Here is a 20,604-nt window from a genome sequence, read left to right on the forward strand (position 1 = left end):
GTCCGACGAGGCCATATCGGGTCAGGACGGCGTGCCGGGCTTCGTCGCCAGGTACCAGTCGGTGAGCTTGACGCTGTCGTCGGCCAGCCGGGCCTCCAGTTCCGCCTGGGTGCGCGGGGCGCCCAGGACGACATCCTCGCCGAGATGCCAGTTGGCGGGGCAGGAGACGCCGTCGCGGTCGGAGGTCTGCAGGGCGTCCACGAGCCGCAGGATCTCGGGGATCATCCGCCCGACGTTCATCGGGTAGTACAGCACCGCCCGTACGGTCTGCTCCGGGTCGATGACGAAGACGGCGCGTACGGCGGCGGTGCCGGACGTGTTCGGGTGGAGCATGCCGTAGGCGTGCGAGACGCGCATGTCCAGGTCGGCGATGATCGGGAACGGGATCCGCACTCCCAGCTTCTCCTCGATAGCGCGGGTCCAGGCGAGGTGGCTGTGGACGGAGTCCACGGAGTTGCCGAGCAGGGCGGTGTTACGCGCGGCGAACTCGTCGGCGAGTTCGGTGAAGGCGACGAACTCGGTGGTGCACACCGGGGTGAAGTCGGCCGGGTGGCTGAAGAGCACCAGCCAGTGCCCGGCGTAGTCGGTCAGGCTGACCGGGCCGTGGGTGGACTCGGCCTCGAAGCCCGGCGCCCTGTCGCCGATGAGGGGCAGACGGGCGTACTCGGCGGGCTCGGCCAGTTGGTCAGAGACGGTCATCGGAGGATCCCTCCCGGACGATCACGGATTCGGATACTCCCCAGGGTATTTTCACGACCCCGGTCGGTGGAGGACCACACGGCCTGACATTCACCCCCATCGGCCCTTGCGTCTGCTGTCCGACAAGGCTTCCCCCGCATCGCACGGGAACACCCGGGCGGGGGCGGGGCGGAACAATTCGGCTTCGCACCGTGCTGTTCCTTATACCCCTCCGGGTATGCAAGTCGTAGTCGGCGCCCGGAGACCGCGACCGGACCCGGCGAAGGAGCGTGAGCCCGATGGCGACAGCAGGACATGACGGACCTGCCAGGACAACCGAGGACACCTGTCTTGTGACGACCTGCGGGCGCAGGATCGCGGTGCGGTGTCTGCGGCTCGCTCCCGCACACCGACCCATCACCCGGGTCACCCTGGACGTGGGCCAGGACCAGGGCGGCGAGCCGGGAGTGTGGGCGGCGCTGACCGCCGACGAGGCCCGCGACCTGGCCCGCCTGCTCCTCCTGCACGCCGGCCTGGCCGAGCGCGGCACCGATACCCTCGGGCCGCCGCCGAAAAGCGGCCCTTCCTTCTGACTTCGGCGACGGGCACGTCACTCCAGGATCCGCAGGTATTCGCGGTCGCCGAGGAGTTCCAGACGGCGCCAGAGCACCGGATTGTCCGACGACTGGCTGGCGTGACTGGCAATCGCGCGGCGCTGCCGCTGCCGTGACACCGGTTCGACGACTCGGCACTCGGTCGGGTCACGGCCCGCGAAGGACGTGCCGAACTCGGCGTTCAACCGGTCCGCCACCTCCTGGGGCAGCGTCCAGCCCAGCACCCCGACACCGGCCCGGCGGGCGGCCGACAGTGCAGCCTCGGTGGCTCGTCGGTGGTCCCGGTGTCCTGTGACGCCTCCCGTGTCGAACACGAGCAGGTGGCTGGGGCGCTCCTCGCCGATGAGGCGGGTGACGTGCGCGGTGAGCCGGTACGACGGGATGTCGCCCAGGCCGCCGTCCGGATGTCCGGCCAGTTCCACGCGCTGGACGCCCAGTTCCCGTGCGGCGCGGGCGAGTTCGCCCGCGCGGACGGTGTGCAGGTCGCCGGGCCTGCCGTGCAGGGTGGACGCCTCACCGTGGGTGAAGCAGAGGACCGTCGTGGGCACGCCGCCGTCGGACAGCAGGGCCAGCAGTGCACCCAGCCCGAACGACTCGTCGTCGGGATGGGCGACCACCGCCAGCACGCGCCGCACTCCGTCCGGCAGACCGCGCCCCGAGCCAGTAGCGGTCATCTCAGGTGTAGATGATCTGGCCGCCGGCCGCGTGCTCGTAGAACTCGCCGACCGTGATGATGTCCTGGACGTGTTCGACGAGGTCGTCCTTGTCGAGTTCGAAGAGGTCGACCGACGCCTTGCAGGCGTAGATGCAGGCGCCGGTGTCGGCGATCATCTCGATGAACTCGGGGATCGGCGGGATGTCGAGCTTGTCCATCTTGCGTTCCATGTACCGGGTGACCAGGTCGGGGACGCCGGGCATGCCGCCCAGGAGGGTGGGCAGGTGGAGGCCCGGGTTGCCGACGGTGGCCAGCTTGATGTGCTCCCAGCGCTTCTTCGTGATGGCGTCGAGGCCGAAGAAGGTGAAGAACAGGTCGGCCTCGATGCCTTCGGCGCGCGCGCCGTTGGCCAGGATCAGGGCCGGGTAGATCCCTTCCAGGGATCCCTTGGAGACGATGATCGAGACCTTCTCGACCGTGGCGGTGTCGGCCATGACGGCATGCTCCTCGATGACAGAGACGGTGGCGGAGGTGATGACGGAGGCGGTGACCGGGAGGTCAGATGCAGCCGCGCGGCTTGGGAATTCCGGCGATCTTCGCCGCGGTCTTGGCGGGCCCCTTCGGAAAGAGCTGGTAGAGCTCCTTGACGCTCACGCCGGACGTCTTACCGAGGACGCGGACCGTGGGGCCGGTGCCCTTGGCGGCGTATTCGGCGCGCATGAAGTGGATGACCGTCCAGTGCCGGTCGGTCAGCGCCTCGATGCCCGCCTCGTGGGCGATCTGCTCGGCCATGGGCTCGGTCCAGCGGTCGGGATCGGTGAAGAAGCCCTCGTCGTCGACGGGGACGGCTGTGGAGCCGTAGGTGGCGGTGGGCATGGCGGCGTTCTCCTTCGCTCAGACGGTTCAGGTGTGCAGACGTTCAGGCGTGGACGTGGTGCTTGCCGTGCTCGGGCATCGCCGAGTCGATGCCGGGCAGTTCCCGGCCGGGCAGGAGGCTGTGCCAGTACAGCCACTCGAACGCGAGCTTGCCGAGGTGGTTGGCGTGCGACTCCTTCAGCAACGGCAGGCCGAGAGCGGCCGGGAAGTGGCCGGGCAGCGGCTCGGTGTCGTAGTTGAAGTCGATCAGCAGGGCCTTGTGGAAGCCGGTTTCGACGAAGCAGTTGGTGTGTCCGTCGAAGGTTGCGTCCAGTGGCTGTCCGGCCAGGAAGCGGCCGATGTTGTGGGTGAGTGTCTCGCCCGCGAAGTGGGCCACCGAACCGGCCTTGGACGCCGGCAGTCCGGCCGCGTCGCCGATCGCGAACACCTCGGGATGCCGGGGGTGTTGGAGGGTGTGCTGGTCGACAGGGATGAAGCCCAGTTCGTCGCCGAGGCCCGGGGAGCGTTCGACGTACTCGGCGCCCCCGTGCAGCGGCACGACCACCGCCAGGTCGAAGGGCACCTCGCGTTCGTCGTACGACAGCAGCCGACCGCCCTCGCCGTCGACCTCGCCGAGGGTGAACTCGGTGACCAGTTCGATGCCCTTGGCCGCCAGCAGCCCGCCCAGCGCCTCGGCGGCGACGGGCTTGGTGAAGGCGCCGTCCAGCGGGGTGGCGTACGTCAGCTGGACCTTGTCGCGGATGCCGCGGCGCTGGAAGTACCAGTCGGCGAGGAAGGCGAACTCCAATGGTGCGACCGGGCACTTGATGGGCAGGTCGGCCACGTTCACCACGACGCGCCCGCCCTCGAAGTGCTCCAGGGCGTGGTGCAGGCCGACGGCGCCGGGCAGGTCGTAGAAGGTGAAGACCTTCTCGCCCCAGCCGGGACCGGTGAGCCCCTCGGTCTCCTCCGGCAGGAGGGTGGCGCCGGTGGCGACGACGAGGACGTCGTAGGTCATCCGTATGCCGCCGCTGAGGTGCACCGTCCGTGCGTCCAGGTCGACCCGCTCGATGCGTGCCTGTTTGTAGTCGACAGCGGCGTGCAGCTGCTGCGGGCGGGAGCGGACGAGGTGGTGCGGCTGGGCCGCCCCGAAGGGGACGAACAGCAGGCCAGGCTGGTAGACGTGGTCGTCGTCCTGGTCGACCACGGTGATCCGGCAGTCGTCCTCGTCGTACTTGCGGCGCAGCCGGTTGGCCGTCAGCGTGCCTCCGGTGCCGCCTCCGAGTATCACGATGTGTGTGCCCATGTCCCCACTGTCGTGGGGGAGATGAGGCCCGGGCATGGGCCACAGGTCCCCATCCGGTACCCACCCGGGTATGTCTTCGCCCCGCCCCCGCAGGCCCGGCGCGCCGCCCACCCTCCATGAACCACCTGAAAAAATACCTACCAGGGTATGTCTCGACGGCCGTCGGCGCGAGGGCCGAACGGCCCCTGGCGCACCCCGTCGGCCTCTCGATCAGTGGCACGGTTCGCGGTCGACTGGAACTGGCAGCAGTCGACGCCGACGAGAGAGGCCCGGTCATGACCGGCACCGCACCGCAGACCCTCCCCACGAACCAGCCGCAGGACGCGGACGTGCACCGCTTCGAGGTGACCCACGCCGAAGGCGACATCTACACCGTGGACATCCGCGGCCACCGTTTGCATGTCGACCAGCCCGTCGAGGCGGGCGGCACCGACATCGCACCCACCCCCACCGAGCTGTTCGCCGCCTCCCTGGCCACCTGCGTCGCCTTCTACGCGGGCCGTTTCCTGCACCGCCACGGCCTGGACCAGGCCGGACTGCGCGTCCGTACAGAATTCACCATGGCCACCGACCGGCCCGCCCGCGTGGCCTCCGTGCACGTCACGATCGTCCCGCCGCCCGGCCTGTCCGAGCAGCGCCGCGCGGCCCTGCTCGCCGTCGCCTCGCGCTGCACGGTCCACAACACACTGCAGCAGCCACCCGAGATCGGCATCGGGCTGGCACCATGAGCACGCACCTGGCGCCGCCCGCCTCTCCTCTTCTGGACCGCATCCGCCGCGGCCTCATCGGCGACGGCGAGGTACTGGAGGGCCCCTACGGCCCCCGGCGCCTCGTCTACGCCGACTACACCGCCTCCGGCCGCTCCCTGGACTTCGTCGAGGACTTCGTGCGCGAGCATGTGCTGCCCCTCTACGGCAACACGCACACGGAGAGCTCCAGCACCGGGCTGCAGACGACCCGGCTGCGCGAGGACGCCCGGCAGATCATCCGCGACGCGGTCGGCGGCACCGAGGACGACCTCGTCATCTTCTGCGGCTCGGGAGCGACCGCGGCGGTCAACAAACTGGTGGGCATCCTGGAGCTGCGCCGGCCCGACCCGCTGCCGCGGGCCGTACGCCCGGTCGTGTTCGTCGGCCCGTACGAGCACCACTCGAACGAACTGCCCTGGCGGGAGTCGGCCGCCGACGTCGTGGTCATCGGCGAGGACGCGGACGGTCACATCGATCTCGGCGAGCTGGAGGCGCAGTTGGTCCGCCACGCCGGCCGGCCGCTGCGCATCGGCAGCTTCTCCGCCGCCTCCAACGTCACCGGCATCCTCACCGACACCGACCGCATCGCCCGCCTGCTGCACGCACACGGCGCACTGTCCTTCTGGGACTACGCGGCCGCCGCCCCGTACGTCCCCGTCCGGGTCTCCGAGAGCGCCCCCGGCGCGGCCGACCACAAGGACGCGGTCTTCCTGTCCCCGCACAAGTTCGTCGGCGGCCCGCAGACCCCCGGCGTCCTCGTCGTCCGCCGCGAACTGGTCCGCAACCGAGTGCCCACCGCGCCGGGCGGCGGCACGGTCGCCTTCGTCGACCCGACCGGCCACCGCTATCTGGGCGACCCGGTCGCCCGCGAGGAGGGCGGCACCCCGGCGATCGTGGAGTCCATCCGCGCCGGGCTGGTCTTCGCCCTCAAGCAGGCCGTCGGCACCGACACCATCCAGGCCGCCGAGGAACGGCACTGGAAACGTGCACTCACCCGGTGGGACCGCAACCCCGGCATCGAGATCCTCGGCAACCACCACGCCCGCCGCCTGTCCATCATCTCGTTCCGCATCCGGCACGGCGGCCACGCCTACCTTCATCACAACTACGTCGTTGCCCTGCTCAACGACCTCTTCGGCATCCAGGCCCGCGGCGGCTGCTCCTGTGCCGGGCCCTATGGGCACCGCCTGCTCGCCATCGACGCCGCCACCTCCCATGCCCTGCTCGACGAGGTCGTCCACGGCTGCGACGGCATCAAACCCGGCTGGATCCGCCTGAACTTCAACTACTTCATCAGCGACACCGTCCGCGACTACCTCATCGACGCGGTCGAGCTGATCGCCGCGTACGGCCACCGGCTGCTTCCCGACTACCGCTTCGACCCGCACACCGGCCTGTGGCGCCACCGCACCGGCCCGGCCTCTCCTCCGCTGCGGCTGACCGACGTGCGCTTCGCCGCCGACGGACGGATCACCGCGTCGACGGTCCGCCACCACCGGCTGGGCGAGGAAGTGTTGTCGGGCCAGCTCGACCGTGCGCGCGAGGTGTTGACCTGCCGTGCGGATTCCCTCGACGACGGCCCCACCGGGCTGCCGGCCGACTTCGAGCGGATGCGCTGGTTCCCGCTGCCGCCCGTCTGCCTGGAACAAACCCGGACCGGCACCGGTTGAACCGAAGGGATGCAGATACCCCACCGGGTATATGAAAGGAGACCGGAAACCATGCCCACCGTGGAACTGACCAAGGACAACTTCGAGGAGACCGTCACCGGTTCGGAGATCGTGCTGATCGACTTCTGGGCCGCCTGGTGCGGACCGTGCCGCCGTTTCGCCCCCGTCTACGACAAGGCGGCTGAGCGGCATCCGGACATCGTCTTCGGCAAGGTCGACACCGAAGCACAGCCCGAACTCGCCGCGGGCTTCCGCATCTCCTCCATCCCCACCCTGATGGCCGTCCGCGACCGGACCGTCCTGTACGCCGAGCCGGGCGCCCTGCCGCCGCAGGCCCTGGAGGAACTCATCGGAAAGATCAGGGTCGTCGACATGGACGACGTACGACGGAAGACCGCCGCGGGCTCGACGGGAGCGAACTGACGCCCAGGGCGCCCATGGAGTCTTCACGGGCGCCCTGGAACACGGGTTCAGCGGCTGCGCAGAACGGCCAACGCGGCGTCGAGATCGGCCGCGCGCGGGCGGTTGTGCGGCAGCTTGCCGAGCACGGCCGCCATGCCACAGGTGTTCGTGAGGGCAGAGAAGACCAGACCGCCCGCGATACCGGCCGAGATCAGCAGGAGGGCCGGGTGCACGAGCAGGCCGAGGAGGAGGCCCAGGAGCACCACCGTGCCGGCGGTGAAGCGCACTTGACGTTCCATGCTCCAACCGGCCCGCGTGTCGCATGCGGCCGGGGTGTGCAGGTCGTGTCCCTCGGCAGCCCAGGCGCCGGTGCCGCCGGCGAGGGTGGCGGTCGGTATGCCCTGATCGGCCAGCAGCTGGCAGGCGTTCTCCGATCGGGCGCCGGAGGCGCAGACGACGAGGATGTCACCCTGCTCGGAAGCGTGGCGTATCTCCGGCAGGGCGCGGCGGACGTGGTCCAGGGGGATGTTCAGGGCGCCGGGCAGATGACCGGAGGCGTACTCGGCGGGCGTGCGCACGTCGATGACGGTGAGCTCGTGCAGTCGGGTGCGGGCCTGCTCGGCGGCGAGGATGACGGGGGCGGAAGAACTGGTCATGTCAGGTGTGATCCTTAATGGTCGACGCCGTCCCGAACCGGGACGTACAGTACCCCTAGGGGTATTTTCTTTGAGGAGTGGTCGTGGAGCTGGAGCTTGAGGGTGCGGACCTGAAGTCCGTGCTGAACCGCCTGCGCCGTGCGCAGGGTCAGATCTCCGGCGTGATCCGGATGATCGAGGAGGGACGCGACTGCGAGGACGTCGTCACGCAGCTCGCCGCCGCCTCCCGCGCACTGGACCGTGCCGGTTTCGCGATCATCGCGACCGGGATGCAGCAGTGCATGACCGACATCGAGTCCGGCCGTAAGAACGGCGAGGACGCCCAGCAGATGCGCGCCCGCCTGGAGAAGCTGTTCCTGTCCCTGGCGTGAGGGCTCCAGACGCGGCGGCCGTCACAGCACCGCGTCGATCAGCATGAAGACCGCCACCGCCAGCAGCACCAGCGCGAAGATCCGCTGAAGCGTATGTCCCGAGACCTTCACGGACAGCCGCTTGCCGTCCCATGCCCCGAGGATCGCCGACGCGACGAACGGCCCGACGACCGCCCAGTCCAGCCCCTCGACCGTACCGGCGCGCATCGCCAACGCGGCCAGGGAGTTGACGGTGATGACCAGCAGGCTGGTGCCCACCGCGTTCCGCATGCGCAGGCCCAGCACACTCACCAGCGCCGGTACGGCGAGGAAGCCGCCGCCGACACCGAGGACGCCGGTGACCGCACCGAGCCCGCCACCGGCTGCCGCTACCCGCACTGGCCGCACCGTCACGGTGCCCTCCGCGGTCGGCCGGGACCGCAGCATGCGCAGGGCGGCCGCTCCCGCGACCACGGCGAAGGCCGCTGTCAGCACTGCGGCCGGGATGCGTCCGGCGAGCGCGCCGCCCAGCATCGCCGGGCCGATCCCGGCCGCCGCGAACAGCAGCCCCGTACGCCAGCGGACGTTCCCGTCGCGAGCGTGCGCGACCATCGCGGTGACCGAGGTGAGCGTGACGATGACCAGGCTCGCGGTGGTGGCCGCGACCGAGGTGAAACCGAGCAGATAGATCAGGGCGGGCACGGCGAGGACACTGCCGCCGCCCCCGAGCGCGCCGAGCGCGAGACCGATGACCGCGCCGGCGGTCAGGGCGAGTATGAGAGTGCTCACGCGACGGTGCCGTTCCCGCCGCTCGCGTCCACCACCGGCAGCCCCTCCCCCGCCCAGTCGCGCATGCCGCCGATCACGTCCACGGCCTCCGCGCCGCGAGTGGCCAACAGTTCCGCGGCCTGCCGGGAGCGGTTGCCGGAGCGGCAGATCACGACCAGGGGCCGCGCCTGCGCGTGAGCCGGCAGCCCCGCCCCGGCAGCCAGCGCCGACAGCGGCAGACGCACAGCGCGGGGTGCGTGGCCCGCCTGCCACTCGTACGGCTCGCGCACATCGAGCAGTACGGCGTCACCGCCGCTACCGCTGCCGGCGGCGTTGCCGTGCCCGGTGCGTATGGCCGCCTCCTGCACGCTCACGCGGCCCGCGCCACCCCGCTCTCGTCGGAAGATGCTCATGTCGGTTTCTCGCTCCTGTTTCCATGTCGGCAGTGAAGATCGGTGGAACGCCTACGGCATCCGATGTCGTCAGGGCGTCCGTACGGTGAGTCCCGCCTTCGCCGCCGCGTCGAAGGAGTCGTCCACGGCGACGACCTCGCGACCGGCCGCGTCCAGCAGCGAGGCGGCGATCGCGGCGCGCATGCCGCCCGCGCAGTGCACCCACACCTCGCCGGCGGGGACTTCGCCGAGGCGGCGGTGCAGGGCGTGGACCGGGATGTGGACCGAGCCCTCGATGTACCCGGCCGCCCGCTCTGAGCCGCGTCGCACATCGAGGACGACGACACCCTCCACGGGACGCCGAACCGCGAGGTCGGCGAACGTCGCCCGCCGGAAGGAGGCCGGTGCCGCGCCCTCGGGCACCCAGTCGGCCGGTGCGCCGGTGGCCGCGGCGGCCGGGCGGTCGATGCCGACCCGGACCAGCTCGCGCTGGGCGGCGGCGAGTTGCGCGGGCGACTCGGCCAGCAGCGTCAGGGGCCTGCCCCACGGGATCAACCAGGCCAGATAGGTGGCGAGTTGCCCCTCGGCCTCGAAGTTGAACGAGCCGGACACGTGCCCTTCGGCGAAGGCGACACGGTTGCGCAGGTCCACCACCCACTCCCCCGCCGCCAGCCGGGCGGCTATCTCCTCGGCGTTCGCGACAGCGGGCGGGGTGAGGTCGACGGGCGCGGGTCCGGCGGCGTTGGCCGGGCCCATGTGTGTGTAGTAGGCGGGGATGTCGTCCAGACCGGCCAGCAGACCGGCGACAAAGTCGTCCACGTCCCGGGTCAGGGCCTCGTTGGACGCCTTCTCCTTGCCGATCGTCGTGGCACTGCCCTCCGCCTGCGAGGACGAGCAGAAGCTGCCGAAGCCGTGCGTGGGCAGCACCTCGGTCTCGTCCGGCAGTTCGGCGGCGAGACGGTGTGCGGAGGCGTGCTGGGCGCGGGCGAGCTGCTCGGTCAGCCGAGGCTCCACGAGATCCGGGCGGCCCACCGTGCCGATCAGCAGCGAACCGCCGGTGAACACCGCGACCGCCGTGCCGTTCCCCTCCAGCGCATAGGAGGTGTGGTGCGGGGTATGGCCGGGCGTCGCCACGGCGCGCAGGGTCAGCCCGGAATCGGCGTCGATCTCCGTGCGGTCGCCGTCCTGTACCGGTATCCGTGCGAAGGAGACCCTGGCCCCGGCAGGGACGAGGTAGGCGGCGCCCGTGATCCGGGCCAGTTCCAGGCCGCCGGTGACGTAGTCGTTGTGGACGTGGGTCTCGACGACGTGCGAGATCCGCACGCCCCGCCGCGCCGCCGCCGCGATCACCTGGTCGACGTCGCGGGGCGGGTCGACCGCCACCGCCGTCCGCTCACCGCCCGCGAGATAGCTGCGGTTGCCGAGCCCTGACACCTCGATCGTGTCGACGAAGAACACGCGGTACTCCCTTCCAACGAAGAATTACCCCTGGGGGTATGCTTACGACCGTAACACTAGTACCCCGGGGGGTATTTCCAAGGGCAGGGAAGTCCGGGAAACGCTTCACGAGTACCTCGCAGCCGGCCGGACACCCGTCCCACGCCACGCGAACCGACGAGAAAGGTCTTCGCCATGGCGGCCCTGACCAGCGCCGAACTCGACGCGAACGTACAGTTCGCCGACTTCGCCCGTCTGACGGCGACCGCGGCTCTCCGCCTCTACGGCGAGGGCGAGGAGCATCGCGCGGCGCTCGACGCCTGGTCCGCCGTCGGAGTCCTTCAGTAGGCGCGAGGGGATCACGGGAGTTGAGCTTTCTGCTGGTAGCGATCCGCGCACTGTCGAGCTGTTCTGATCGGCCCGCTCTTGCCAGGGTGAGAGGCATGGCTGCGGGTGTGGGTTTCAGTGGTGAGGTCGCCGAGTTCTACGCGAAGTACCGTCGTGGCTATCCGCCTGCGGTCATCGAGGCCCTGGGGGCAGCCTTCGCGCTCACCGCCGATGACATCGTGCTCGACCTCGGATGCGGCACAGGCCAGCTCGCTCTTCCACTCTCGTCCCAGGTCCGTTCCGTCATCGGGATGGACCCGGAACCGGACATGTTGCGGCTCGCCGCGGAAGCGGCCGCGGGGCAGCGCGTGCGCAATGCGACATGGGTGCTGGGCGCCGACAGCGACATCCCCGCGGTGGGGACACTGCTCGGGCCGGGATCCCTGGCGATGACGGTGATCGGGCAGGCCCTGCACTGGATGCGGCACGAGGAGCTCTTCCGTACCCTGGCGCCCTTGTTCCGCGCGGGCGGAGGTGTCGCCGTGGTGGCCAACGGCACACCGTTGTGGCAGCAGGACCGCGCCTGGTCACACGCCCTGCGGGCCTGTCTGGAGGACCACTTCGGCAGGAGGCTGGAGGCGACGTGCGGTACCGCCGCGCACGACCGGCGCCGCTACGCGGAAGCGCTCCGTGCCGCCGGGTTCACGGATGTGCGGGAAACGGCGATCGACTATACCGACGAGCTGAGCATCGACGAGATCATCGGCGGCGTCTACTCGGCGATCCCCGCGGACAAGCTCCCCGGGCAGGAGGATCGGCCCGCGTTCGCCGAGCGGATTCACCGGTCGCTCCCGTCCGGCCCGTATCGCGAAAGCGTCCAGGTCTCCGTGCTCGTGGGCCGGGTGGCGTGAGCAGTCCAGACAGGAGGCGCACATGGTTCCGTCGGCGAAAGTCTTCTTCACCGAAGTACGGACGGTCTATGCCCCCGTCGCGGCGGCCCTGGGGCTCACCGGCCCTGAGGAGAGCGAACTAGTGGTGCCAAGTGCATGCTACACAGGCCCTGTTGTCGGGTATCGGATCACTCTCGACCGCAGGGGAGGGACCATCGACGGCGAAGCCGAACTGCACAGGGACACGTACTACCTGTCGGTGGACATCGAAGAGCTGGCTATGACCATCGGAGTCGTTGAGAGGCGTGGCGGCATCTCCTTCAGCGCCAAGAACCAGAAGCAACTACGGAAGTCCCTCCAGGGGCACGGCGACTATGCCCAGCTCGTCGATCCGTTCCTCGCCGACCCCGATACCGCCGAGGAGTTGATGCGTCAGGCGGGAGCCCGCGAGTGGTCCAAGAGGTGATCCAGGCACCCTTGTTCACCCCTCCCAGGACCGAGCACCACCGAGCACCGCCGCGTCGATCCACTCGGCGCCCGGACGACTCACACCCCACTCCCGTGGTGTTCCATCCCACCCCCCACACCCACAACATCCGAGGTCAGCACGGTGCAGCGGCCCTCACCAGGGAGTTCACCGGAAGTCCTGCGCGGGCTCCGGCGCCCGCATAGCGTGCGATGACCAGGACCGTCTCCCGCGTTCCAGCGGTCGGCACCTGTTGGGGCCCACGACCCACTAGGAGATCTTGGAATGTCCGCCGACAGCTCCGAGTTACACCCGCTGCGCCACCGGCCCGCACGACACGCCTCCCCCATCCCGCCCTCACCGCCACCCGCCCCGCTCGGCAACAGCAACTGGCGGTCGGTACGGGCCCGTTCATGGACCGGACCCCACCGCGATCTACGACTCCTGCGCCGGGCCTGCCGCCGGCAGCGACGCGTCGCCGCGTTCGCCGCGCTCGGCTACTTCGCCGTCTTCCTCACCCTCACCGTCGCACTCCCCTCGGTGATGACGGCTCCCGCCCTCGGCGGCCTGCCCGCCGGCCTCTGCCTGGCACTGGTCCAACTCCCCGTCACCTGGCTGGCCGTGCTCTTCTACGAGTACACCGCGCGACGCCACGTCGACCCCCTCGCCCGCCGGGTGCGCCACCAGACGCCGCACCCCCGCGACGGGCAGGTCAGGCCGTGACCGACTTCAAGGGCGCCGCACAGTCCTGGTCACTCGTGGCGTTCTTCAGCGTCGTCACCCTCACCCTGCTGCTGTGCGTGGTCACCGGCCCCGACCGCGACGACCTCGACGAGTTCTACACCGGCTACCGGTTCCTCTCCCCGCTCCGCAACGGCCTGGCCATCGCCGGCGACTACATCTCCGCGGCCACCGTCCTGACCGTCGGCGGCATCATCGCGCTCTGCGGCTACGACGGTGTCGTCCTGGCCCTGAGCACCCTGCTCTCCCTGCTCCTACTGATGTTCCTGCTGGCCGAACCGCTGCACCACACCGGCAGGTTCACCATGGGCGACGTACTCGCCCGCCGGATGCCCGGCCGCGCGGTACGCATCACCGCGTGCGCCGTCACCCTCGCCGCGCTCGTACCCATGATGGTCGTCCAACTCGCGGGCGTGGGGCAGCTGTTGGCGTATGTCCTCGGCTTCTCCGACAGCACCATGCGCACCGGCTGCGTCGTCGGCGCCGGAGGGCTGATGATCACGTACGCGGCGCTCGGTGGCATGCGCGGCACGGCCCTGATCCAGATCCTGAAGACCGTGATCCTCCTCGGCTCGGGCCTGGTCGTCGCCGCACTCGTCCTGAACACCTTCGGCTGGAGCCCCCCGACCCTGTTCCGGACCGCCGCACACAACAGTGGGGCCGGCCACAACTACCTGCGCTACGGGCTCCAGTTCACCGGCGGAAAGCACCCCGCTCTCGACATGGTCAGCACGCAGTGCGCCATCGTGCTCGGCGGTGCGTCCCTCCCCCACGTCACCATGCGCATGTACACCGCCGGCAGCACCCGGCAGGTGCGCCGTGCGATGTCCTGGGCCGTGTCGGCGGTCGCGCTGTTCATCGCCGTCATGACCGTCGTCGCGGTCGGCGCCACCGCTCTCATCGGCGCGAAGACCATCACAGCCGCGGATCCGCGCGGCTCCACCGCCTATCTCCTCGGAGCGCGCGCCGCGTTCGGCACCGACCTCTCCCGTCCGGAGAGCCTGCTGTTCACCACCGTCACCACGGCCATCTTCCTGACCCTGCTGGCCTCCGTGGCCAGCATGACCCTGGCCTGCGCCAACTCCCTGGCCCACGACATCGCCGCCCGCCCCGACACACCGCCGCTGCGCGAAATGGCGCTGGCCCGCCTGTCCGCCCTGGCCGTGGGCATCCCCGTGATCGGCCTGGCCGTACTCGCCCAGCACCGCAGTCTCCAGCCGCTCGCCATCCTCTCCTTCTGCCTGGGCGCCTCGGCGATCGCCCCGGCGCTCCTCTACAGCCTCTTCTGGCGCCGCTACACCCGCGCCGGTCTGCTGGCCACACTCATCGGCGGCACCGTCAGCGTCCTCGTCCTCCTGCCCGGCACCAGCCTCGTCTCCGGCACCCCCCAATCGGCCTTCCCCGACGCCGACTTCAACTGGTTCCCCTTCACCACGACCGCCCTGGTCTCCGTCCCGGCCGGGTTCCTCTGCGGTCTCGTCGCCACCGTCCTGTCCCGCAGAAGGTCCGCCGCCCGCGCACGCAACCGCTACGAGTCCATCGAGCCCGTCCTGCTGGCCGGACCGGCGTACCCCAAGAACGGCTGACAACCCGCCTCCGAGGTCGGGTCCGGGGGCCGCAGCCCCCGGCACCCGCCGCTCAGCCGGCGGCGAACTGGCGCAACGCGTCCTGGGCACCGTTGAACCGGTCGTGGTCACCGACCGTCTGCCCGGACGACGTGTACTGCCACATCGTGTACGCCGACCAGCCCGCCGGAAGCGCCCCCACCGACGAGGCGTACCGGGCCACCCACAGGGGGTTCGTGGCACCGAATCCCCGGTAGCCGCCGGTGCAGCTGCTCCACCAGCTGGTGGACGTGTAGATCACGGCATTGCGACCGGTACGGGCCTTGTAGCGGCTCAGGAAATCGCCGATCCAGGTGACCATGCCGCTCGTGGACTTGCCGTAGCAGGAGTCGCCGTAGGGATTCCACTCGATGTCGAGTGCCCCCGGGAGCGTCCGGCCGTCGCCCGACCAGCCCCCGCCGTGGTCCACGAAGTAGTCGGCCTGCGCGGCTCCGCCGCCCCCGTCCGGTGTGGCGAAGTGGTAGGCCCCGCGGACCATGCCGACGTCGTACGCACCCTCGTACTGGTCCTCGAAGTACGGGTTCCGGTAGGACGTACCTTCCGTGGCCTTCGTATAGGCCCACCTGGTACCGGCGCTCCACAGATTGGGCCACGCCACATCACGCTGATAGCTGGAGACGTCCACACCCTCGGTCTGCCCGGCCCGTTCCTCCGGGGACACCGCGCCGGTCCTGCCGCTCGTCCCGTCGTGGGCCAGGACGCCGATGCCCATGTAGGCGCTGCCCCGCGCGGGTCCGGGTTCGGCCGTGGTCGGCGCGGGGGCCATACCGGTCACGGTGAGAAGAAGGCCGGACACCACCACGGCCACGCGCAGACGGGAAAGCCCGTCCCAGGTTGATATTCGTCGTCGCATACCGCCTATACGAACCGCAACCGTGCCGCATCGCACGTCATGTACCGCCAACCACGCCCACCCCCCGTGCCGCGGGGCGTCCGCGGGCCCCGACGGGTGACACCGCCGTCGAAGCCGCACGACGACGTGATCTCCTGGACCGAGGCCGACCCGGGAAGGTTCGCCCGCACATGACTGGAGTGGGGAAGAGCAGTGACGAACGAGCATGACCTGGACGCCGCGCTGCGCGTGGCCGTGGAGCTGGCCGAGTGGGCCTCTCAGACGATCCGCAGCGGGAACGCCGGAGCATCGGGCCCGGTCCGGCAGAAGGCGAGCCCGGCCGACATCGTGACGGACACGGACGAGGCGGTGGAGCGGCACGTACGGTCGGTGCTGCGGCGCGAGTTCCCCGGCTGGGGGATCGACGGCGAGGAGTACGGCGTCGAGGAGGGCGCCTCGGACGGCCCGCACTGGGTGATCGACCCGGTGGACGGAACCACCAACTACGCCCACGGGCTGGGCTGGTGCTCCTTCTCGCTGGGCCTCGCGCGGCCGGACGGCTCCCCGCTGCTGGGCCTGGTCGCGGACCCGTGGCGGGGCGAGGTGTTCACGGCCGTACGCGGCGGGGGCGCGCACCTGAACGGCGTCCCGATCCACGCGGCGGACCATACGACGCTGACCGGGCATGTGTTCATGACGGAGTGGGCCGCGCACGCGCACTGGCCGGGTCTGGACGCGCTGATGGCCCAACTGGCCGACCGGCACTGCACGGTACGTGTGATGGGCTCGACGGCACTGTCCCTGGTGCAGGTCGCGGCGGGCCGGGCTGCCGCCGCCGCGATCGGCGAGTTCCACCCGGTGGACGGTCTCCCGGCGCTTCTGATCGCGACGGAGGCGGGGGCGGTCGCGGTGCCCCAACTCCCCGCCTACGACACGCCGTTGTTGCTGGCCGCGCCCGGAGTCACGGCGGAGGCGCGGGAGTTGTGGCAGTCGACGGTCAGTCCCCCGGTCCCGCGACCGTGACGACGACCTTGCCCTGCGGGTGGCCGTTCTCCAAGTGGCGTACGGCGTCGGCGGCTTCGGCCAGCGGAAAGGTGCGGTCGACCACGGGAGTGAGCTCGCCCTTGTCGATGATCGCGTCGAGAGTCTGGAGATCCGCACGGCGTACGACCGCGAGCATGCCCCGGAGCTTGCGGCCCCCGAGCAGCGAACGCAGCCCCATCTCCAGGCGGATGCCCGCGTCGGCGAACCACTGGCTCCCGCCTTCGCCGCCGACGCGGACCAGGGTTCCGTGCGGAGTGAGGACGCTGCGCAGGAGCGAGACGCTGCGGTTGCCGGCGGCGTCGAGGACGACGTCGTACCGGCGCGGGTGGTCGGTGATCTCCTCGCGGGTGTAGTCGACGACGTCGACGGCGCCCAGGGAACGGACGAAGTCCGCCGCGTCCGTACCGCAGACGGCGGTCACCTCGGCGCCGTGGGCGGTGGCGAGCTGGACGGCGAAACTGCCCACTCCGCCCGAGGCGCCGATGACCAGGACCTGCTGGCCCGGCCGCAGACCGGCCTTGGTGTGCAGCGCCTGGAAGGCGGTGACACCGGAGCACGGGACGGCGGCGGCCTGCTCGAAGGTGATGCCGTCGGGTTTGCGTGCGATCCGGCCGGCCTTGGCGAGGGCGAACTCGGCGAAGGAGCCCCGGCATTCGCCGAGGACGGCGTCTCCCGGTGCGAGGTCGGTCACGCCGGGGCCGACCGCCTCGACCACCCCCGCGCCGTCCCAGCCCGGGACGGGGTTCTTCGGCCTGCGCAGCCCGAAGACGAGCCGAGCGGGATAGGGCAGGCCGGTCATCAGGTGCCACACGTCGGGCCCGGCACCGGCGGCCCGCACGCGGATCAGCACCTCGTCGGGGCCGGGCACCGGGCGGTCGATGTCCCGCAACTCCAGTACGTCCGCCGGGCCGTAGACATCCTGCACGATGGCTTTCAAGGTGGTTGCCTCCCGTTCGGATCGGGGCACCCACCCAGCATCCCGCGAGCCGTACGTCCCAGGCGGAGACGCCGTACTGAGTGAGCGAGGCCGCCACGCTCACCGCCAGCCCGGCGGACAGAGCCTGCCGTCGCACCGGTCCCGCTGCCTGCGTGGCTTCTCCTCCGCGCTCCCTCTCCCGCCCGTGCAGCAGCAGCACCGCTGTCACCGCCGGAATCAGGGTGAGACCCGCGAGGCCGAAGAACACCGCACGCCAGGACCACCACGCGGCCACGAGCCCGGCGAGCGGCGGACCGGCCAGTGACGGCACGATCCAGCAGGCGCTCATCAGGGCCAGGGCTCGGGCCCGCAGGTGATCCGGGTAGGCCTGTCCGATGGCCACGTTGATCGACACGGCCACCAGTCCGGCCGCGATGCCGTCCCAGGGCCAGCTGCCAGATGGTCGTACTCGTCGCGGAGACGAGCAGTGTGACGACGGTCAGGACCACCCCGGCCATCAGCGGCCGACGCGGCCCGGCACGGTCCGCCCAGCACCTCGCCGAGCAGGCCCGCGGCGACGAACGCCCCCGCCACCAGCGGATACAGCACCACCCCGTCGAGGTCCCCGGCGGCCACCGGCAGCAACGGCATCACCGCCGGCGCGGCGAACCCGCTCAGGAACATCACCGCCGCGAAGCTCGCGGTCGCGGCCAGATGCGTCCGGGAGAACAGCCCTGACGGAGACGGACGCGGAGGAACGGGCGCGACGGGTGCGGCACGGCGACGTCGGGTCACGGGCAGACAGGTATGCACCAACTCGGGCTATGGCCAACGTATTTGATCCCCGTGCTCCCGGGATCGGGCATCAGCCCGACGCGCTCGGCTTCGCCGCCGCGGTCAGGACGTACTGGAGGCGGCGGGCCGCGTTGAGATGGTCCGCGGTCCAGATGATGCGGACGGCGGTGGCCGTGGCGCGTCCGTCGTCGTCGCGCAGGTCGCGGCGCAGGGAGTCGACGAGACGCGCCTCTTCTTCGGTGTTGCGCGCCAACGGGTCCGGTACGGCGGTGTGTTGGCCGAGGCCTGCGGCCAGGTCGCGGTACCAGTCGGCGAGCCGGACGACGGTGTCGAGGAGGATCAGCCGGGCCTCGGAGCGGTCGGGCTGGATCTGTTCGTCGCCGCCGTTGCGCTGCCACAGTTCCAGCACCGCGTCCGCGGCCAGGCGCAGTCCCACGATCCCGGTGACCAGGGTGGTCATGTCGGAGAGCCGTACCGGCTTGGCTCCCCGTTCGGCGAGGTAGCTGCGGAAGGCGTCGTCGAGTCGGCGGGCCGCGGCGGCCGCCTGTCGGCCCGCCTCCAGCGGTGCGTCGGTCGGCAGGCAGCCGATGCTGCAACGGCTGGCCGCGTACTCCACCGCGTCCGCGAGATAGCGGGCACTGGCGTCGTACGCCGCGGACAGCGCCCGGTCCACGGCGGCCCCGGCACCTCGCGGCCAGAAGAACAGACCTACCAGCACACTCACCGCGCAGCCCAGGGCGATGTCCTGGATCCGCAGCAGCACGATGTGCCAGTCGGGGTCCTGGCCGACGTTGAACAGGATGACCAGGGCGACGGTGAAGGCCGCCTGTCCGGCCGCGAAGGAGATCGCGGCGGGGGCGATACCGGCGAAGAGCACGGCGACGGGGAGCAGGAACCAGAGCAGGGTGCCGTGGTGGCCGATGAGCTGGAGCAGCCCGACCCCCACGAGCGAGCCGACCAGGGTGCCGCCGAGGGCGCGCAGTGCGTTCTGCCCGGTGTTGAGCGCGTTGGAGCGCAGCACCGACAGGGTTCCGAGCAGGACCCAGAAGGAGTGCTGGACACCCGTCGCGTTCGCCAGGGCCACGGCGATGCCGAGACCGAGGGCGCCCCGGAGGCTGTTGTGCAGCCAGACCGAGCGCGGCTGCAGGTGGGCGGCGGCGCGCTCGACGGCCGACCCCAGCGGCTGGGCCAGGGCGCCGGGTTCCCCGCCGAGCAGCCGCTCCGGCCAGCTGCGCCGCTCGGCGGCCGCGGCGAGATCCACGTTGCCGGCGATCTGCAGGGTGGCGAAGCCCAACTCCTGGGCGCGGAAGGAGAGATCGAGGGTCTCGATGAAGGCGCGGACCTCCGACTCCGTGCGCGGCTTCGGCTGTTCCACGGGCAGCCGGTGGGTGGCGCCGTCCTCCATGCCGTCCATCGCCGCGCGCAGGTCGACGAGAGCGGCGCGGAGGGCGTCGGGCGATGCGCGCGGGGTGTCGAGGAGTACGGCGGCCTCGTCCAGGGCCGTGGCCGCCGCCCGCCGTACGGTGCGTGCGTCGGCGTCGCAGACCCGGCGTTCGTCCGACACGGGACCGCTGTCCTCCACGATGGCGCTGAGCCAGGTGAGTTCGTCGACCAGGCGGACCAGAGCGCGGGAGCCGACGGACAGACCTGTGGGCCGGTAGGGAGTGGCGTCGAAGGCGGCGCGCAGGTCCGCGGCCGCGGCGGTGGCGCGGTCGGCGGCGACCGCGCACTGGCGGACGGTCGGCGCCTGCGGCCCGCCGTCCAGCCAGGAGGCGTCGGTGCGCAGCTGGGCCGCCGCCGCACGGCAGACCCGGGCGGCGGGCGCGCTGAGCGGGTCCACGGTGGACCGGGGCCACAGCAGGGAGATCGCGAGCATGGCGGCGACCGCGGCGAGGCCCGCTCCCGTGAGCCGGTCGGGCAGCTGCGACAGCGGGGCCGGCGAGGTCACGGGGAGGATGAAGGCCAGCAGCAGCGCGGTCGTGGCACCCGCGAGGACGGAGCTGACGACGCCCGAGAAGAGCACCAGGAAGCCCACCACGACCATGGTGGCGACCGCCAGCCAGTTCGTGCGCGCCACCAGTGTGCCGAGGCAGATGAGCGCCGCCCAGCCGAGCGCGAGCCCCACGTGCGCCCGCAGGCGCTGCACCATCGGGCCGGTGAACTCCACCAGCAGGAGCATCGAGAACGACCCGAACGCCGCATAGGTCGCCATCGTCGAGGATTTCAGCAGTTGGCCGCACAGGGCGAACAACGCGGGCATCACCAGCGCGGTGCGTGCGGCCCTGCGCGTCGCCGCGAGCCCCGGATCATGGTCCCGCAACCACGCCGGAACCCGCCCGGGCAGGCCGCGCCGAGTTCTCTCCATACGCCGGCGCACCTCCAGCCCGCGCAGCACCCGTGTGCCCCGCCATACCCGAGTATCCGCCATGCCCGCCG

General features: G+C 71.0%; 23 protein-coding genes and 1 pseudogene. 11 read left to right on the forward strand and 13 right to left on the reverse strand.

All coding sequences use genetic code 11. From position 1 onward, the window contains the following. Window positions 1-21: 21 nt before the first annotated feature. Window positions 22-699, reverse strand: coding sequence for a peroxiredoxin (locus ACWDEW_RS20175; RefSeq protein WP_450514323.1), 678 nt, complete (start codon window positions 697-699; stop codon window positions 22-24). 278 nt (window positions 700-977) lie between these two features. Between ACWDEW_RS20175 and ACWDEW_RS20180 the strand changes: the two genes are divergently transcribed. Next, entirely contained in the window at window positions 978-1,271 is a 294-nt protein-coding gene (locus ACWDEW_RS20180) for a hypothetical protein (protein ID WP_450514324.1), read from the forward strand. A 17-nt stretch (window positions 1,272-1,288) separates the two neighbouring features. Here ACWDEW_RS20180 and ACWDEW_RS20185 read toward each other — a convergent pair whose 3' ends face one another. The 4 genes from ACWDEW_RS20185 to sqr all read right to left on the reverse strand — a co-directional run bounded on the left by ACWDEW_RS20185 (window position 1,289) and on the right by sqr (window position 4,108). After that, a complete protein-coding gene (locus ACWDEW_RS20185; protein WP_450514325.1) occupies window positions 1,289-1,966 on the reverse strand; it encodes a PIG-L deacetylase family protein in 678 nt (225 codons plus the stop codon). A gap of 1 nt (window position 1,967) precedes the next feature. Then, window positions 1,968-2,441: a DsrE/DsrF/DrsH-like family protein gene (locus ACWDEW_RS20190; protein ID WP_450514326.1), complete on the reverse strand. Its 474-nt coding sequence runs from the start codon at window positions 2,439-2,441 to the stop codon at window positions 1,968-1,970. A gap of 64 nt (window positions 2,442-2,505) precedes the next feature. Beyond that, window positions 2,506-2,823 (reverse strand): TusE/DsrC/DsvC family sulfur relay protein, encoded by a 318-nt coding sequence (locus tag ACWDEW_RS20195; protein WP_262063326.1) that lies wholly within the window; start codon window positions 2,821-2,823, stop codon window positions 2,506-2,508. Between the two features lie 43 nt (window positions 2,824-2,866). Next, a complete protein-coding gene (gene sqr, locus ACWDEW_RS20200) occupies window positions 2,867-4,108 on the reverse strand; it encodes a type III sulfide quinone reductase, selenoprotein subtype (protein WP_450514327.1) in 1,242 nt (413 codons plus the stop codon). Between the two features lie 275 nt (window positions 4,109-4,383). On the opposite strand from sqr, the gene ACWDEW_RS20205 reads away from it, so the two are divergent. Genes ACWDEW_RS20205 through ACWDEW_RS20215 form a run of 3 tightly spaced genes read left to right on the forward strand, consistent with a single transcriptional unit; the run spans window position 4,384 to window position 6,950 of the window. Beyond that, window positions 4,384-4,836, forward strand: a complete 453-nt coding sequence (locus ACWDEW_RS20205; protein ID WP_450514328.1) for an OsmC family protein — start codon at window positions 4,384-4,386, stop codon at window positions 4,834-4,836. Next, on the forward strand, window positions 4,833-6,527 hold the full coding sequence (locus tag ACWDEW_RS20210) for an aminotransferase class V-fold PLP-dependent enzyme (RefSeq protein ID WP_450514329.1): 1,695 nt from the start codon (window positions 4,833-4,835) through the stop codon (window positions 6,525-6,527). Before ACWDEW_RS20205 ends, ACWDEW_RS20210 begins: the two co-directional genes overlap by 4 nt. Window positions 6,528-6,578: 51 nt before the next feature. Next, window positions 6,579-6,950, forward strand: coding sequence for a thioredoxin family protein (locus ACWDEW_RS20215; protein WP_450514330.1), 372 nt, complete (start codon window positions 6,579-6,581; stop codon window positions 6,948-6,950). A 47-nt stretch (window positions 6,951-6,997) separates the two neighbouring features. On the opposite strand, the gene ACWDEW_RS20220 is transcribed toward ACWDEW_RS20215, so the two are convergent. Continuing rightward, window positions 6,998-7,585 carry a rhodanese-like domain-containing protein gene (locus ACWDEW_RS20220; protein ID WP_450514331.1) on the reverse strand — a complete coding sequence of 196 codons (588 nt, stop codon included), beginning with the start codon at window positions 7,583-7,585 and terminating at the stop codon, window positions 6,998-7,000. An 83-nt stretch (window positions 7,586-7,668) separates the two neighbouring features. Between ACWDEW_RS20220 and ACWDEW_RS20225 the strand changes: the two genes are divergently transcribed. Beyond that, window positions 7,669-7,956: a metal-sensitive transcriptional regulator gene (locus tag ACWDEW_RS20225; protein WP_101403955.1), complete on the forward strand. Its 288-nt coding sequence runs from the start codon at window positions 7,669-7,671 to the stop codon at window positions 7,954-7,956. 21 nt (window positions 7,957-7,977) lie between these two features. On the opposite strand, the gene ACWDEW_RS20230 is transcribed toward ACWDEW_RS20225, so the two are convergent. From ACWDEW_RS20230 to ACWDEW_RS20240, 3 genes are all read right to left on the reverse strand, one after another. Continuing rightward, window positions 7,978-8,724 carry a sulfite exporter TauE/SafE family protein gene (locus tag ACWDEW_RS20230; RefSeq protein ID WP_450514332.1) on the reverse strand — a complete coding sequence of 249 codons (747 nt, stop codon included), beginning with the start codon at window positions 8,722-8,724 and terminating at the stop codon, window positions 7,978-7,980. Continuing rightward, the gene (locus tag ACWDEW_RS20235; RefSeq protein WP_450514333.1) at window positions 8,721-9,116 is read right to left on the reverse strand and encodes a rhodanese-like domain-containing protein; all 396 of its coding nucleotides are present in this window, start codon (window positions 9,114-9,116) and stop codon (window positions 8,721-8,723) included. The genes ACWDEW_RS20230 and ACWDEW_RS20235 overlap by 4 nt, the downstream gene beginning before the upstream one ends. A gap of 69 nt (window positions 9,117-9,185) precedes the next feature. Further along, the gene (locus tag ACWDEW_RS20240; RefSeq protein ID WP_450514334.1) at window positions 9,186-10,553 is read right to left on the reverse strand and encodes a rhodanese-like domain-containing protein; all 1,368 of its coding nucleotides are present in this window, start codon (window positions 10,551-10,553) and stop codon (window positions 9,186-9,188) included. Window positions 10,554-10,727: 174 nt separating this feature from the next. On the opposite strand from ACWDEW_RS20240, the gene ACWDEW_RS20245 reads away from it, so the two are divergent. The 5 genes from ACWDEW_RS20245 to ACWDEW_RS20265 all read left to right on the forward strand — a co-directional run bounded on the left by ACWDEW_RS20245 (window position 10,728) and on the right by ACWDEW_RS20265 (window position 14,542). Beyond that, a complete protein-coding gene (locus ACWDEW_RS20245; RefSeq protein ID WP_450514335.1) occupies window positions 10,728-10,880 on the forward strand; it encodes a hypothetical protein in 153 nt (50 codons plus the stop codon). A 20-nt stretch (window positions 10,881-10,900) separates the two neighbouring features. Then, on the forward strand, window positions 10,901-11,770 hold the full coding sequence (locus ACWDEW_RS20250; RefSeq protein WP_450514336.1) for a class I SAM-dependent methyltransferase: 870 nt from the start codon (window positions 10,901-10,903) through the stop codon (window positions 11,768-11,770). 22 nt (window positions 11,771-11,792) lie between these two features. Further along, a complete protein-coding gene (locus tag ACWDEW_RS20255; RefSeq protein ID WP_450514337.1) occupies window positions 11,793-12,215 on the forward strand; it encodes a hypothetical protein in 423 nt (140 codons plus the stop codon). Between the two features lie 285 nt (window positions 12,216-12,500). Beyond that, window positions 12,501-12,938 carry a DUF485 domain-containing protein gene (locus ACWDEW_RS20260; RefSeq protein ID WP_450514338.1) on the forward strand — a complete coding sequence of 146 codons (438 nt, stop codon included), beginning with the start codon at window positions 12,501-12,503 and terminating at the stop codon, window positions 12,936-12,938. Then, the gene (locus ACWDEW_RS20265; RefSeq protein WP_450514339.1) at window positions 12,935-14,542 is read left to right on the forward strand and encodes a sodium/solute symporter; all 1,608 of its coding nucleotides are present in this window, start codon (window positions 12,935-12,937) and stop codon (window positions 14,540-14,542) included. The genes ACWDEW_RS20260 and ACWDEW_RS20265 overlap by 4 nt, the downstream gene beginning before the upstream one ends. A gap of 52 nt (window positions 14,543-14,594) precedes the next feature. Here ACWDEW_RS20265 and ACWDEW_RS20270 read toward each other — a convergent pair whose 3' ends face one another. Continuing rightward, entirely contained in the window at window positions 14,595-15,434 is an 840-nt protein-coding gene (locus ACWDEW_RS20270; RefSeq protein ID WP_450514340.1) for a lysozyme, read from the reverse strand. Between the two features lie 192 nt (window positions 15,435-15,626). Between ACWDEW_RS20270 and ACWDEW_RS20275 the strand changes: the two genes are divergently transcribed. Beyond that, entirely contained in the window at window positions 15,627-16,436 is an 810-nt protein-coding gene (locus ACWDEW_RS20275; RefSeq protein ID WP_450514341.1) for an inositol monophosphatase family protein, read from the forward strand. Here ACWDEW_RS20275 and ACWDEW_RS20280 read toward each other — a convergent pair. From ACWDEW_RS20280 to ACWDEW_RS20290, 3 genes and pseudogenes are all read right to left on the reverse strand, one after another. After that, a complete protein-coding gene (locus ACWDEW_RS20280; protein ID WP_450514342.1) occupies window positions 16,411-17,394 on the reverse strand; it encodes an NAD(P)-dependent alcohol dehydrogenase in 984 nt (327 codons plus the stop codon). The two genes, ACWDEW_RS20275 and ACWDEW_RS20280, sit on opposite strands and share 26 nt — an antisense overlap. A gap of 37 nt (window positions 17,395-17,431) precedes the next feature. Next, window positions 17,432-18,057 (reverse strand): annotated as a pseudogene (locus tag ACWDEW_RS20285) (MFS transporter); the annotation flags it as partial. Window positions 18,058-18,238: 181 nt separating this feature from the next. After that, on the reverse strand, window positions 18,239-20,596 hold the full coding sequence (locus ACWDEW_RS20290) for an FUSC family protein (protein WP_450514343.1): 2,358 nt from the start codon (window positions 20,594-20,596) through the stop codon (window positions 18,239-18,241). Window positions 20,597-20,604: the final 8 nt, after the last annotated feature.

The organism is Streptomyces sp. NPDC001100, from assembly GCF_053598575.1.

What these genes read in the sequence shown, in the direction of transcription:
- ACWDEW_RS20245 (WP_450514335.1), top strand. Translation starts at nt 10,728, where the DNA reads ATGGCGGCCCTGACCAGCGCCGAACTCGACGCGAACGTACAGTTCGCC.
- sqr (WP_450514327.1), bottom strand. Translation starts at nt 4,108, where the DNA reads ATGGGCACACACATCGTGATACTCGGAGGCGGCACCGGAGGCACGCTG.
- ACWDEW_RS20235 (WP_450514333.1), bottom strand. Translation starts at nt 9,116, where the DNA reads ATGAGCATCTTCCGACGAGAGCGGGGTGGCGCGGGCCGCGTGAGCGTG.
- ACWDEW_RS20210 (WP_450514329.1), top strand. Translation starts at nt 4,833, where the DNA reads ATGAGCACGCACCTGGCGCCGCCCGCCTCTCCTCTTCTGGACCGCATC.
- ACWDEW_RS20175 (WP_450514323.1), bottom strand. Translation starts at nt 699, where the DNA reads ATGACCGTCTCTGACCAACTGGCCGAGCCCGCCGAGTACGCCCGTCTG.
- ACWDEW_RS20290 (WP_450514343.1), bottom strand. Translation starts at nt 20,596, where the DNA reads ATGGCGGATACTCGGGTATGGCGGGGCACACGGGTGCTGCGCGGGCTG.
- ACWDEW_RS20220 (WP_450514331.1), bottom strand. Translation starts at nt 7,585, where the DNA reads ATGACCAGTTCTTCCGCCCCCGTCATCCTCGCCGCCGAGCAGGCCCGC.
- ACWDEW_RS20195 (WP_262063326.1), bottom strand. Translation starts at nt 2,823, where the DNA reads ATGCCCACCGCCACCTACGGCTCCACAGCCGTCCCCGTCGACGACGAG.
- ACWDEW_RS20215 (WP_450514330.1), top strand. Translation starts at nt 6,579, where the DNA reads ATGCCCACCGTGGAACTGACCAAGGACAACTTCGAGGAGACCGTCACC.
- ACWDEW_RS20180 (WP_450514324.1), top strand. Translation starts at nt 978, where the DNA reads ATGGCGACAGCAGGACATGACGGACCTGCCAGGACAACCGAGGACACC.
- ACWDEW_RS20185 (WP_450514325.1), bottom strand. Translation starts at nt 1,966, where the DNA reads ATGACCGCTACTGGCTCGGGGCGCGGTCTGCCGGACGGAGTGCGGCGC.
- ACWDEW_RS20255 (WP_450514337.1), top strand. Translation starts at nt 11,793, where the DNA reads ATGGTTCCGTCGGCGAAAGTCTTCTTCACCGAAGTACGGACGGTCTAT.
- ACWDEW_RS20270 (WP_450514340.1), bottom strand. Translation starts at nt 15,434, where the DNA reads ATGCGACGACGAATATCAACCTGGGACGGGCTTTCCCGTCTGCGCGTG.
- ACWDEW_RS20260 (WP_450514338.1), top strand. Translation starts at nt 12,501, where the DNA reads ATGTCCGCCGACAGCTCCGAGTTACACCCGCTGCGCCACCGGCCCGCA.
- ACWDEW_RS20190 (WP_450514326.1), bottom strand. Translation starts at nt 2,441, where the DNA reads ATGGCCGACACCGCCACGGTCGAGAAGGTCTCGATCATCGTCTCCAAG.
- ACWDEW_RS20205 (WP_450514328.1), top strand. Translation starts at nt 4,384, where the DNA reads ATGACCGGCACCGCACCGCAGACCCTCCCCACGAACCAGCCGCAGGAC.